Consider the following 13764-nt stretch of genomic DNA (forward strand, 5'->3'; position numbering starts at 1 on the left):
TTATTTATTCTCACTTAATAATTTTTCAATTCCTTTGCGTATGGATATTAATCCGAAATCATCCGGATTGAGTTTGTCAAATGCGATAAATTGCAAGTCGGAGACATCATCCTGGGCTACTATATGTGTGAAGTCATTAATTTTACATCTAAAGAAGATATCTACGGTATGCACTTCAAACCCCGAATATAGATAAATATTCGGAATAGAGAACAGATATTGCGTTGAATTTATCGACAACCGCGTTTCTTCCCTTATCTCCCGGGCCACTGCCTCTTCTGCCGTTTCATGCATATCGATAAAGCCTCCCGGGAGATCCAGCGTGCCTTTTGCCGGATCTTTCGCCCGTCGGGCTACCAGTATTTCGCCTTTGTTGTTTTCAATTACCGCCACCACGGCGGCAGACGAGTTGAAATAATATATAAATCCGCAGTCGGAGCACTTCTTCGACTTTTCGTTATTTTCCAAGAAATGCTTTGAACCGCATTTCGGACAAAACCGGAATTGATGGAGAGGATGTTTCATATTTCAATGTGCAATGAGACTAACCCCGATGAATCGGAACAGGTCGTGCTAATGTGAATAATTTACCAATATACCAGTCGAAACGCAGTGGAGATCCCGGCTTGACGGGATGAGACAATATTTTGATGCGATAATTGGTAATTTGTAATTGGTAATTTGTAATTAGTAATTATTTCCTTGTGATTTCCACAATTTGGGTTCCGGGCAGTTCGCGGTTCCGTTTGTCGACAGCCACCACCAGGTTGTCGGCCAGTTGGGAGAAAGCCATGCCTGTCGCACTTTCCGGATGTAATGCCACCGGTTGGCCGTCGTCCCCCCCTTCACGGATGCTTTGCACAATAGGTATTTGTCCCAGGAGAGCGTATCCCTGTTCTTTTGCCAATTGCTTACATCCTTCTTTCCCGAAGATATAGTACCTGTTTCCCGGTAATTCGGCCGGCGTGAACCATGCCATATTTTCCACTAACCCCAAAATGGGTACATTCACCTTGTCACCGGTGAACATACTGATTCCTTTGCGGGCATCGGCCAGTGCTACTTCCTGTGGAGTACTCACAATTACAGCACCGGTAATAGGTAGTGTTTGCACTAATGTCAGGTGGATATCACTGGTTCCCGGCGGGAAATCGATCAGGAAATAATCCAATTCTGCCCAATCTGCATCCCCGATCAGCTGTTTCAATGCATTCCCTGCCATTGCCCCACGCCAGACCACGGCGTCTTCCTTCTTGACGAAAAATCCTATGGAGAGCATTTTTACTCCCCAATTTTCGATGGGAACAATGAGGTCACGACCATCCTTTTTCTCTAACTCAGGTGCGGCATCTTCCACTCCAAGCATTTTTGGAACCGAAGGACCGAAAATATCGGCATCGAGCAGTCCTACTTTATACCCTTTTTGCGCCAGTGCCACGGCAAGGTTGGTACATACGGTACTTTTTCCCACGCCACCTTTCCCCGACGCTACTGCAATGATATTTTTGACTCCCGGCAGCAATTCCGGAAGCTCCGGACGAGGTGGTTGTTTTGATTTTACGGAGATATTCCCCTGGATATCGATATCTTTGTCGGCGTATGTCAAAATAGCCTGTTCGGCCATCTTCACCACCGACTTAATGAACGGGTCGTGCACTTTGTCGGTGATGAGTGAAAAGCTCACTTTCATTCCTTCGATACGGATGTCGTCGGCTACCATGCCGGCAGAAACAATGTCTTGTCCCGTTCCCGGGTAACGCACATTCTTCAATGCGTCGATGATTAATTGTGGATATATAGCCATTGTATTGATTTGTTGATTTGTATCACATCTATGTGCGGGCGTCACGCCCAAAACTGCGGTATTCGTCTTTTTCTATTTCTATGTCCGGTTCCATCCACAGATGATCCTTGGGGCAGATGAACCGGATATATTTGATGTCTAAACCGCGCGAGAGCCATTGTTGTTCATAAAAAGTGCGAATTTCAAGGATATCTTCATTCAGACCGGAATTGTACAGATCATCCGTGTCAAAAAGAACTTCTATAAGGTTTTCCTCCACCATCGCTTTGGTGTATTGGTAGAGGAAGTTACTATCCGTCTTCAGATGGATAATACCTTTTTCTTTCAGCATCCTGCCATACTGTTCCATAAACCGGGTGGAGGTGAGTCGTTTGTTGGTTTTCTTCATCTGTGGATCGGGGAAAGTGATCCATATTTCCGATACTTCATTCTCCGCAAAGAAATGGTTGATAAGCTCAATGCGGGTGCGGAGAAAAGCCACATTTGCCAATCCCTCTTCCAATGCTTGTGTGGCTCCGGTCCACATGCGTGCTCCCTTTATATCGATCCCGATAAAATTCTTTTCCGGATATTTGCGTGCCAATCCGACAGTATATTCTCCTTTTCCGCAACCCAGCTCGAGTACGACAGGGTGGTCATTGCCAAAATAAGCCTGCCATTTTCCCCTGAAAGGAAAACCATCTTCTTTCAACGTTTCAAAGCTATATTGAAACACGTTTCCGTAAATGGCCATATCGGCAAATTTGGACAGTTTGTTTTTTGCCATTTCAAAACTATATCAGAAATTCATCACAAAAATAGGCATTTAACCGTTAACATCCGAAACTTTTTTGGATTAGATGGAAGGTGGAGAGACTGGGAGAGTGGGAGAGCGGAGAGTGGGAGAGTGGGAGACTGGGAGAGTTTAGGCATTTAATTAGTTTTCACTTTTAATTTTTCACCTTGTAATTTTTAATTTTTCACTTGTAATTTTCCTCAGTGAGGTAACAATATTCCAAAAATATCTATACCTTTGTCAAATTGAATTCCTAAATAAGCCTTATTAATATGAGAGTGAATGACATTATGACACAACTCGAGGCAAAACACCCGGGTGAGTCTGAGTATCTTCAAGCAGTGAGAGAGGTGCTGGTATCGATTGAAGACGTATATAACCAACATCCGGAGTTTGAAAGGGCGGGCATTATCGAAAGGATAGTAGAACCCGACCGTGTGTTTACTTTCCGTGTTCCCTGGGTGGATGACAACGGAAAAGTGCATGTGAACATTGGCTACCGTGTGCAATTTAACGGAGCCATAGGCCCCTATAAGGGGGGAATTCGTTTCCATTCCTCGGTAACCTTGTCTTCCCTGAAATTTCTGGGATTTGAGCAGACATTCAAGAACGCGTTGACCACTCTTCCGATGGGAGGAGGCAAAGGCGGATCCGACTTCTCTCCCAAAGGACGTTCCCAGGCGGAGATCATGCGTTTCTGCCAGGCTTTCGTGATGGAGCTGTGGCGCAATATCGGCCCCGATACCGATGTGCCGGCGGGAGATATCGGCGTGGGAGGACGTGAAGTGGGATATATGTTCGGCATGTACAAGAAACTGGCGCGCGAGCATACGGGCACTTTTACCGGGAAAGGAATGTCATTTGGGGGCTCCAGACTTCGTCCGGAAGCTACCGGATTCGGAGCGCTTTATTTCGTGCAGAAGATGTGTGAGGCACATAATATTGACCTGAAAGGAAAGACCGTGGCAGTTTCCGGATTTGGGAACGTGGCATGGGGTGCGACCATGAAAGCTACGGAACTGGGTGCCAAAGTGGTTGCCATTTCCGGCCCTGATGGTTATATTTATGACCCTGATGGGGTGAATACTCCCGAAAAGATCGATTATATGCTTGAATTGCGTGACTCCGGAAATGATGTGGTGGCACCTTATGCCGAGGAATTCCCGAGGTCGACTTTCTATCCCGGTAGGAAACCATGGGAACTCAAAGTGGATATCGCTTTACCCTGCGCTATCCAGAACGAATTGAACCTGGAAGATGCCAAACGGTTGAAAGGGAATGGGGTATTGCTCGTGGCGGAAGTCTCCAATATGGGCTGTACCGCTGAGGCGGTAGATTTCTTCCTGGAGAATGAAATGCTGTTTGCTCCCGGAAAGGCCGTCAATGCCGGCGGTGTGGCCTGCTCAGGGTTGGAGATGACACAGAATGCCATGCATATCTCCTGGGGCAACGAAGAGGTAGACAAATGGTTGCACCAGATCATGAGTGATATCCATGAGCAGTGTGTGGTGCATGGTAAAAACGGTCAATATGTCAACTACGTGAAAGGTGCCAACATTGCCGGTTTCATGAAAGTGGCCGACGCCATGATGGCGCAAGGGGTAATATAGCAGTAACTATTCTTCATACATAAAAAACATGGGGCGCTTACCGTTTTACCGGTATTCAGCCCCATGTTCGATTGATAACCAATCTTTCCTACTCTACTTTTTCACTTTCTTCACCTTTTCACCTTTCTTCTACCGTCAATACGGCCTTATCTATTCCAGCGGATACATCTACGGTGAACAGATAAGTGTTACCTTCCTTAAGCTTTTTACCTTTATACAAACCTAAGTTCCCCGGATCCCGTACTGAATTTCCAGGACCTGGATCTTCTTTTGCCCCTACAAAGACAAGGTCACTTTTGGTAGTAAGTGTCTCGTTGGAGAATTCGCCTCCCCAGCCTTTCTGGTGGAAGAATTTGAAATTGATATCTTCTGTTGATATGGTTTCCCCTCCAACCACGGTCATCTGGTATTTCTTGTCTCCGATTGCTACCATACAGATTGCTTTATCGGTATTCCAACCTACTGCATTCTCTGCCACGGACGGCTTCCCGATATTATCCCCAATAATCCAGATTGCGCCGGTTCCATCCGGTTGAAGCGTGGCCAAGTCATTACCTGTCATTGCCTCCACTTTCAGGTAATTGAGATTGGGATTCGCTATGATACGGTACTTTCCATCTGTTGCGATGAAGGTGACCTTATCGTCCTCCCTGGCAAAGAAATCGGGATCAACCCACCAATCGGTCAGGCCTTCCAGCACAATCTCGTCTCCCGTCTCCAGATTGATATCCAACTGATAATTCTCTTTGTTTATCATCTCCATTTTCTTCTCGTTCAGAACTAATTCGAAGAAAGGCGACGCTTCAAATGTCCTGGCATTGAAAGTTACGCTATAGACGCCTCCTTCCCGGCTCACAAATGAAATGTCGGTAGTGGCTCCTTCAGTAATGCCACCCTCTCCTTCATCCCATCCAAAAATAATTTCCCTACCTTTACTGTCTACCACCGGTGTTTTTATGTAAGCAGGCAATTCGGTAGATGGAAAAGACTCTGTAGCCGCATATTCATTTGGCTGGCCGGTCGGGAGCATCGGATAAGAGGCATCTGCCGTTACCAGGATGAGATAAGGGTAGGGAGCACGGGTGACCGGAACAGTAACCTCCTGCGACACTTTCTTCATCGTGGTATTTATCAGGGTAAACTTTAAAGTGGCTGCCCCATCGGGAATATTTTTTCCGTAGGGGACAGCAACAGTGCCGGAATATTTACCGTTTTCTTTGGTACGGATGATTGTTTTGGACACTTCCTCTTCGCCAAAATACAATATGGCTGTCAATGTGGACAAAGGCAGATTGTCCGAGACGGAGACTTCGAACGGCAAGAGATCTCCAAAATGCACATTGGCAAACTGGTCTTCTATCTGCATTGTGGGATTTCCTCCCTGTTGGGGTTCTTTCACATCATCAGAGCAAGAAAGCACTCCAAAGGAGATAACGGATGCAAACATCCAATATTTTAATTTCTTCAAGTTCATATAGCTGTTGTTTTTATTTTTTCCATAAATAAGAGATTACTGATTTGGCGGGTACTTCATACGCAAAATGTTTAGCCCCATCGTCAATGGTGATCATCTTGCCGGCAGAGGTACTATTGAGCAATACCACACCGTAGGAGCCGTCAGAATTTTCAAATGCGGAGTGATAGAAACCGGACTCGGAAAAGCCTGAAGTGCCGATGCGTACCGCCCCCGGCTTCACTACGGATGAAAGATGCCCCACTACGTAATAATGGGAGTTGCGGGTGATGGTCGCATAGTTGGACCGGTCAATATCGACAGCCCCGTAGCAGGTCTGGCAACCACCATCACGATTGGGGCCGCGATCGGTGTCGAGCATCAGGTTCCAGACGATGACTCCCTTGCACCAGTTGTTCACCGTGCCCAATCCCACTTCCCTCATATCATCGATCAATCGCAATTCGAGATTACGGCCGTCGTTCCATGTGCCGATAGATGTTTCGGTAAATACCAACTCCTTGTCGGAACGGCCCTGATGGATAGTGTTCAATTCATCTTTATTGCCTCCGTAATTGTGATAGGCAGCTCCTGCCACAAATTTTGCCGCTGCCGCATCTTCATAGATTTTCAGCGGGTATTGTTTCTGATCGGCATTCTCCGCTTTATCACTGTCGTAATTATAATTATGATCATAGACGTAGATCTTGGTGTGTAACGCCGCCGCTTCCATTTTAGGACCTAACGCGGTTTTGATGAAATCACGTTGTTCCTGCCATGTCATATAGAGCGAGGCCGAATTTCCCCGGTTGAGCGGTTCGTTTTGTGGCGTTACCGAATAGATCTTTATCCCCTGTGTTTCGAAAGCGCGGATCCATTTTACGAAATAATCGGCATAATCGGCATAGTAAGCCGGGTTGAGCTGACCGCTGGTCCATGAGTCAAACGGCTGCAAGTCCGTCAGGTTATTCACCTTCATCCATCGGGGTGGAGTCCACGGTGATCCCATGATCTTCACATCGGGGTTGATGGCCAGTATCTCTTTCAGGATAGGGATCACATAGTCCGTCTCTTCCGAGGTGAGGGCAAAGTGTTCTATTCCAGGTGTGTCACAACAGGTGTATTCACTCAGCGAGAAGTCGGAACAACCGATGGCAATCCTGATATAACTTTGTCCCATACCCTCGGTGGTAGAGAATGTCTCCTTCAGGAATTTGGCACGGTTCTCCGTCGTCATCTTCATCAGGTTGAAGCAGGTAGAACCCGTCAGGGCCGCCCCGAAACCGTCCATGGTTTGGTAACGTGTTCCGGGTTGCAGCTTGAGGGTGGTCGGCGACATATTATCTTTGGTGCTGAAATCAACGGTCTGTTTTTTGAATTCCTGCGAGCGGGTGCTGGTAGTGACATACATCGTCACGTCCCCTGTTGCCGGCGGTTCTGGTGGGGGAGTGGTCCCCCCGTTATCTTCTTTTGCCCCATCGCTGCAGAATGTGAGGCAGCAAAATGCCAGTATTGGTAGTATCATCTTTGGATTAATTTTTAAATACATACGATTATTCATTTTTTAGTCAATTAGTCAATTATTCACATTGGTACTACTTGTCCCGATTTATCGGGATTGGCATATTGAATAATTGGCACATTATAATATTACCTTTTCGATATGCACAGTATTGTTGTTCAAGTTGATCGTAAACCGGTAGTTGGCGGACTCTATCACCGGATCATTCTCTCCGTTGGAAATTGTCCAATCGTTATCACCGGTAATAATCTGTTCGCCGGTGAACGTGAAGCTACCTGCTTTCTTCTCATTGCCCCAGCCTGTATTTTCAAACGGTTTGAAACTTGCATAGTGGTCATGATCACCCGGTGTATAGAATGTTCCCTGGTATACGCCATCCGCAATCTGACGCAGCAATACATATTTCATTACATGGTCGAATCCCCAATCGGTATGAACTCTCTTATGGTCATTATACACCGCGGCAATTTGCGCTGAAGAGACATTTGTGGGATATCCCAATCCCCAACCGCAAGCCAGCAGATAGTCGGGATAGAATGGATTGTCCACACCCACGAAAATATTTTTCCGTACAGGATTATAATAAATCGAATATTCTCCGGTTTTCCCTAAGAAAGTGGCCTTGTTGGCAGCGGTACGTGTGAAGAAGTCGGGATTATATATGTTCCGAACATCGGCCAAGTCGCCGAACAACGAATAGGTTTTACCATTTTCCAGAGTGCGTGTAAGCACCCGGAAAGATTCTCCGTTGATTTCCTGGTCGTTGAAAAGTCTTAGTGCCAGGTCGCTATCACCCAGATTACTTCCGGTGACTGTCACGTTGAAACTGTAATTGTCGAAAGAGAACTCTTTTATATATTCGGATGACGGCGCATATACAAAAGCCGATTCACCGTTCTCGCTGATCGACGCTATCCTGCCGTTGACATTTCCGTAAACATCTCCGCTGTAATCAATTGTATTGTCCGGATTGAGCTTTTCCGCAATTTTAAACCGGCATGAGGTGTCGAAAGTCAGTTCTCCGGCCTTATATTTATTCCTATCCACAGCCTGAGGCTCCAGAATTACTATGTCTCCATTGTCTGTAACCAGATAAAGCCGTTGGTATGCAGGACGGTTCCCGGTTAAACCCGTGACCTGTGTGGACGTGAATCCTTTCAAAACATTTCGGGCAACCAGGTTGACTTGCACTTCCGAATTATCGGCCTGATTATCTATCAATGGAACAAAGATATCATAGGAAACTTCATAAGAACTGCTATTTATAGGTATTTCACCAGAGGTAATGATTCTACCCTCGGAGACAACCTCGTATACCAACAAGGCAAGATTAGTAGCCGGATCAGATACCTTTGCCGTCAGCGTGATGGAATCGCCGAAAGTGAAACTCACAGGGCTAATTGCCGAAGATTCAATGACGGGAACTGATTCTTTTCGGGGACCATATTCATCATCATTGCATGATATGAGCAATAATGAGATTATTCCGGCCATGATAAATATTTTATGTATCAATTTCATATATCTGTCTTTTTATGTTTGTATGAAACAATTATAGAACCAAGAGTTTTAGAATCAAGAACCAAGACTGGTTGACAATTACTAATTAGACATTGGCATATTGGCACATTATCTTAATGTCTTTGTTCTTTACTCTTTGTTCTTTTTAATATCCTGGATTTTGTTTAAGATTCGGGTTTTGATCCATCACTGCTTGGGGAATCGGTAATATGTAAGATTGATTTGTATAGAGCATGGCTTGTGCCGGACGCCCTTCATCTTTGGCAAATACCGCATTCATCACCTCCTCTACCTTGTCGAGACGGACCAGGTCGAACCAGCGTTGGCCTTCAAATGCGAGTTCGAGCCGGCGCTCCTTAAGATACGCCTGTAATATAGCCGCCTTGCTTGCCGATGTCGACGCAGACAGATTCGACAGTCCTGCACGCCTGCGCGTTTGATTGATAATCTGGGCTGCTTCATTGTAGTTTCCTTTCGCGATCAATGCTTCCGCTTTCAATAGAAGGATATCGGCATACCGCAATTTGATGATGCTGTTGTAGGCGCTCCGGCATTTATACATGAACGGGTAATTATTGGCCGGATAGTAAATGCTCCAGTCACATGAATAATATACGACGCTTTGAGCGTAGCGTTTATCTCCCTGTTCGCTGTTAAAAGTACGGATGAGGTTGCGTGATGGTGTGATCCATTTCGCCCAGGTGAAACTATTTGTCCAATCTTCAAGCGGCCGTCCGAACATCCAGGTGACCCAACTACCACTTCCGGTGAAAAATTGTGCTTCATAAATGCTTTCCTTCGAGTTGCGTATTTTGGCGTCTATGGCTTTATTGGCTTGAGAGGGAGGAGAGTTGGGATCCGACAATGCCACCTCGAACAAATCCGCAAAATTGTCTTCTAACCCGAAACCGTCTGCTGCCAGTTCGTCGGCATATTGAATTACTTTATCGTAATCGCGTAACGGCTTTTCCGCATATACTTTTGCCAGCAAGGCGCGGGCCACCGACTTGGTAAATTGTGTTTTATCCTGCGGGTTATTGGCGGGAGCATCCTGTAATCCATCCAAAAGATCCTGTTCTATTTGCTGATAGATGGTCAACTCGTCAGATTGCGGAGGAAAATAGTCCGGATATACATCCTCTATTGTTTCGGCTGTAATGTCTCCGGCAACGGTGGTCACCAAGGGTACATTGGCCCATGTCCTTACCATATCGAAATAGATCATGGCTCTGAGAATTTTCGCTTCGGCTTTGAATTGCTTTCTTTCGCTTTCGGTCAATGTGTTATCGGCCACACTGTCCACATACACGATCATCTTGTTAGCCTGGGCGATATTTCCCATGTGCATGTTCCAATCCCGGACCAATACGGTGTTCGATCCTTCGATGGAGTTCACCTCGAACGGTGTTGTCTCGTTATTCGGTGCACCCGCATAAGCGTTGTCTGCATGTGCTTCACCTAACAGAAGTATGTCCAGATACCAGTGTTCCTGGCCGTTTTTGTATAGATTCAATAGTGTTTGCCGGTATGACAACACGGCCGCCTTGTCCTTGAATACCACGATGACACTGTCCTGCTCCATCCCTTCCGTAACGTCGGAATAGGTATCCAACGGATTATAATCCAGTGAGCAGGAGGCCAGAAAACAGGCAATAAGGATTGAAAGAATATATTTTGTCTTCATTTTTTTTGATTTAAAATTCAAGATTCACTCCAAAAACAAATGTCCTGCTATGGGGGTATGTACCCCAGTCGATACCCTGTACGGCACCATTGTTTCCCCATTGGTTGACTTCGGGATCCATCCCTTTATATTTTGTCAGCGTCAGCAGGTTATTAAACGTCACATAAGGCTGCAAGCGGGAAATTCCTGCCCGTTCCAGCGCGGTTCCCTTGAAATTATAGGACAACGTCACATCCTTTACCCTTAAATAGCTGCCATCTTCAATAAAGAAACTCGACGGTTGCATATCGAATCCTGCTTTTGGGATATCGGTGATCTGTCCCGGTGTACGCCAACGTTTCAGCACTTCTACCGACTGGTTCTTTAAATCATACATCCCTTGCACATCGGCTTTTGAAGCGTTGAAGATATCATTTCCCACAGATCCCTGAAGAAATACGCTAAGATTGAATCCCTTGTAAGAGAATGTGTTGGTGAGGCCGAAAGTGAAATCGGGATTAGGATCGCCTATATAGGTCCTGTCGGAAGAGGATACTCTGCCGTCTTCATTCAAATCGCGGTACATCAATTCTCCGGTTTCAGTATCAACCCCATCGCTGATATATCCATAAAATCCACCCAGTGGCCGTCCCGGTTCATTGCGTACCACCCTTATCTGGTGAAGCGCGTCGGTTGTCTCCGCATCATAATATATCTGCTGCAGGGCAAGATGTTTCAGTTTGTTTTTGTTGAATGAGATGTTGAAATCAGTGTTCCATGTGAACGCACCGGTCAAATTGCGTGAGTTGACGGCCAATTCAAAACCACGGTTCATCATCTCTCCTTCATTCCTTACGATATTATTGGCCGCGGCGGCTCCTGAAGGTAAGGATACATACATCAACATATCTTTGGTGTATTTATAGTAATAATCCATTGCGATAGTCAACCTATCCCTGAATAGCGTTGCATCGATACCAATATTGGTTTGAGAGGTTGTTTCCCAAGTGAGGTCGGGCGTGCGGAGGTTTGCCTGGGTGATAAGCGGTAAGGCATTGGCTTTATCCTTTTCGAACCATGGTTCACGCGTGATATTGTATCGCTGGAGATAAGAATAATCCCCTACACCTGACTGATTTCCCGTTTGTCCCCAACCACCGCGGAGTTTTAAGTCGTCGAGCCATCCGAAGTCTTGCATAAAGTCTTCCGATGATAGGCGCCATGCCCCCGAAAAAGAAGGGAAATATCCCCACCGGTGGTCGGGATGCAGTTTTGAAGAACCGTCGCCACGGATATTGAAGGTGAAAAGGTATTTACTGTCGTAATTATAAGAGATTCGTCCAAATCCTGACATAATACCCCATTCTGAAGCTCTTGAACCGGTACCACTATTAGGATCATTCCCCCATGCGATTTTATTAGCCGCATTCAGTGTATGGATAGTTCCATCCTTAAAATGCGAACCATGGATATAGCTTTCTGTCCATTGGGAGTCTGTCCATGAGGTACCTGCCATGCCTTCAAAATTATGCCTGCCGGCGTATGTTTTTTTGTAGGTCAACACATTGTCGAACACCAGGAGTTGATTGGTGCTGCGGGTGTCCCATGCTGCGCCCCAGTCATCCCTGTCAGTTCCGTGTACAGGAGGCGTAAATCCGGTATTTTTTCCGTTCCGTCGGTCTAACGTAAAAGATGTTTTCAGTGTCAAATCCGGTGAAAAGGTGATCGTTGCGTTTCCGGAGGCGATCAAACGGTTTTCGTTGTTTTTATTGTTCTTCCCGTTCTCGATCTCCTCAATGGGGTTAGTGATGTTCTGTCCGAAGAATAGCCGGTTATACAATCCGGTCTCTTCATTCTTGATAGTAGCAGCAGTGGGTAAGTTCACCACAGCCAGGACAACCCCTCCGCGATTGGATCCCCGTCCGGTAGTAACATTATTGCTCGTATTATCGGAGTAGGAGAGGTTCAATCCGAAATGAAGCCATTTGCGTATCTGGCTTTCCACATTGCTGCGAAGGTTGAAACGACGGAAAAAGGCTGAACTCAATATACCTTTTTCATCCAGATATCCTCCCGACACGAAATAGCGTAAGCGGTCGTTCCCGTCGGATACCTGCAACTGGTAATTTTGAGTGATTCCCGTGCCATACACCTCCTTGAACCAGTCTGTCCGGTCGGTGGTTCCTTCGGGTATCGTTCCCGGTCGGATCTCATCGATCAGTTCCTTGTATTGTCTGGCATTGAGCGATTCTATCTGATTAGCCACCTTGCTCGCGCCAAACTGTATATTGGCACTGACCTTAGCGCCGGCCGACGCCTGTTTGGTGGTAACCAGTACTACACCGTTCGCCGCACGGGAACCATAAATAGCGGCAGAGGAAGCATCCTTGAGTATCTGTATGTCGGTAATATCGGTAGGCGACAAAAAATTCATATTATCCACAGGTACACCATCCACCACGTACAGCGGCTCATTGCTGCCGTTGAAGGAAGTCGTTCCCCGTACGCGTATCACCATTTCTCCTCCGGGAGCGCCATTGGGCTGGTATACGTTTACACCGGCCGCTTTCCCCTGGATAGCCTGGGCGGTAGAGATAATTGGCCGCTCATCCAGACTTTCTGTGGAAATGGAAGACACCGCTGTGGTAACATCCCTTCTCTTTACCGTGCCGTAGCCGATTACCACGACCTCTTCCAGCGTCTTCAGGTCTTCCTGCAGCGTAATATGGAAGGTGTTCCGTCCCACGGTATTGATTTCCTGTGACAGATAGCCTATGTATGAAATATGAAGCACTGCGTTGTTTTCAACGTTCAAGGTGAAATTACCATCGATATCCGTAATGCTCCCATTTGTAGTTCCTTTTTCCACTACATTGGCACCTATTACCGGCTCGTTGTTTTCATCGATAATTGTTCCGGTGATTCGTCTTTGCGTACTGGCTTGTCGTTCGGGGACAATCACAATGTAATTGTCTTTCAATTGATAGGAGAAGCCCGTTCCCGCAAGTATTTGGGTCAGCACATTCTCTATAGGTTGATTGTCGATGTTTAAATCGAGATTCTTCTGATTCTTTAACTGTGATTCGTTGTAGGCTACGAACATTTTCGACTGCCTTTCAATTGCCTGCAATGCTTCGATAACGGAGATGTTGTTTTGTTTTATGGTTATTGAAACGTTGTTCTGGGCAAACAAAAATGTTTGCGAAGCAATAAAGCAGAAGAAAAAGATAAAAAGTCGTGTTTTTGCCTTTTTCATGTAAAAAAATTTCATAACTTTATAGTTCTTAGTGTTAGATTAGAAATTTAACTGATTTTCAAGAGTATAACTCTAACGCTTATTTTGCCGGAATAGAGGTGGAGCTTTATTCCGGTTTTTTTTATTATGATGTATCCATGTTGTAAATAATTTTTAATTA

The 13764-nt window shown here is 45.9% G+C and carries 9 protein-coding genes; 1 reads left to right on the plus strand and 8 read right to left on the minus strand.

All coding sequences use genetic code 11. The features are described from left to right. The 3 genes from ABV001_RS09190 to trmB form a co-directional block, all read right to left on the minus strand. The gene (locus ABV001_RS09190) at positions 1-525 is read right to left on the minus strand and encodes an NUDIX domain-containing protein (RefSeq protein ID WP_352422528.1); all 525 of its coding nucleotides are present in this window, start codon (positions 523-525) and stop codon (positions 1-3) included. A gap of 169 nt (positions 526-694) precedes the next feature. Then, complete coding sequence (locus tag ABV001_RS09195) at positions 695-1804, minus strand: Mrp/NBP35 family ATP-binding protein (RefSeq protein WP_352422529.1); 1110 nt, start codon at positions 1802-1804, stop codon at positions 695-697. Between the two features lie 28 nt (positions 1805-1832). Then, complete coding sequence (gene trmB, locus ABV001_RS09200; RefSeq protein WP_352422530.1) at positions 1833-2570, minus strand: tRNA (guanosine(46)-N7)-methyltransferase TrmB; 738 nt, start codon at positions 2568-2570, stop codon at positions 1833-1835. Positions 2571-2851: 281 nt separating this feature from the next. Here trmB and gdhA point away from each other — a divergent pair, with 281 nt between their 5' ends. After that, positions 2852-4189 carry an NADP-specific glutamate dehydrogenase gene (gdhA, locus tag ABV001_RS09205; protein ID WP_352422531.1) on the plus strand — a complete coding sequence of 446 codons (1338 nt, stop codon included), beginning with the start codon at positions 2852-2854 and terminating at the stop codon, positions 4187-4189. A 118-nt stretch (positions 4190-4307) separates the two neighbouring features. On the opposite strand, the gene ABV001_RS09210 is transcribed toward gdhA, so the two are convergent. The 5 genes from ABV001_RS09210 to ABV001_RS09230 all read right to left on the minus strand — a co-directional run bounded on the left by ABV001_RS09210 (position 4308) and on the right by ABV001_RS09230 (position 13604). Beyond that, positions 4308-5663, minus strand: coding sequence for a DUF5125 domain-containing protein (locus tag ABV001_RS09210; protein ID WP_352422532.1), 1356 nt, complete (start codon positions 5661-5663; stop codon positions 4308-4310). Positions 5664-5676: 13 nt separating this feature from the next. Further along, positions 5677-7167, minus strand: a complete 1491-nt coding sequence (locus ABV001_RS09215; RefSeq protein WP_352422533.1) for an endo-1,6-beta-glucanase — start codon at positions 7165-7167, stop codon at positions 5677-5679. A gap of 117 nt (positions 7168-7284) precedes the next feature. Continuing rightward, on the minus strand, positions 7285-8685 hold the full coding sequence (locus tag ABV001_RS09220; protein WP_352422534.1) for a hypothetical protein: 1401 nt from the start codon (positions 8683-8685) through the stop codon (positions 7285-7287). A 145-nt stretch (positions 8686-8830) separates the two neighbouring features. Next, on the minus strand, positions 8831-10369 hold the full coding sequence (locus ABV001_RS09225; protein WP_352422535.1) for a RagB/SusD family nutrient uptake outer membrane protein: 1539 nt from the start codon (positions 10367-10369) through the stop codon (positions 8831-8833). 10 nt (positions 10370-10379) lie between these two features. Beyond that, positions 10380-13604, minus strand: a complete 3225-nt coding sequence (locus ABV001_RS09230) for a TonB-dependent receptor (protein WP_352422536.1) — start codon at positions 13602-13604, stop codon at positions 10380-10382. Positions 13605-13764 lie beyond the last annotated feature (160 nt).

The organism is Proteiniphilum sp. (assembly GCF_040307845.1).
Classification (GTDB): Bacteria; Bacteroidota; Bacteroidia; order Bacteroidales; family Dysgonomonadaceae; genus Proteiniphilum.

Bases quoted from the DNA above. Each gene is read 5' to 3' on its own strand.
- ABV001_RS09190 (WP_352422528.1), bottom strand. From the start codon at position 525: ATGAAACATCCTCTCCATCAATTCCGGTTTTGTCCGAAATGCGGTTCA.
- ABV001_RS09195 (WP_352422529.1), bottom strand. From the start codon at position 1,804: ATGGCTATATATCCACAATTAATCATCGACGCATTGAAGAATGTGCGT.
- trmB (WP_352422530.1), bottom strand. From the start codon at position 2,570: ATGGCAAAAAACAAACTGTCCAAATTTGCCGATATGGCCATTTACGGA.
- gdhA (WP_352422531.1), top strand. From the start codon at position 2,852: ATGAGAGTGAATGACATTATGACACAACTCGAGGCAAAACACCCGGGT.
- ABV001_RS09210 (WP_352422532.1), bottom strand. From the start codon at position 5,663: ATGAACTTGAAGAAATTAAAATATTGGATGTTTGCATCCGTTATCTCC.
- ABV001_RS09215 (WP_352422533.1), bottom strand. From the start codon at position 7,167: ATGATACTACCAATACTGGCATTTTGCTGCCTCACATTCTGCAGCGAT.
- ABV001_RS09220 (WP_352422534.1), bottom strand. From the start codon at position 8,685: ATGAAATTGATACATAAAATATTTATCATGGCCGGAATAATCTCATTA.
- ABV001_RS09225 (WP_352422535.1), bottom strand. From the start codon at position 10,369: ATGAAGACAAAATATATTCTTTCAATCCTTATTGCCTGTTTTCTGGCC.
- ABV001_RS09230 (WP_352422536.1), bottom strand. From the start codon at position 13,604: ATGAAAAAGGCAAAAACACGACTTTTTATCTTTTTCTTCTGCTTTATT.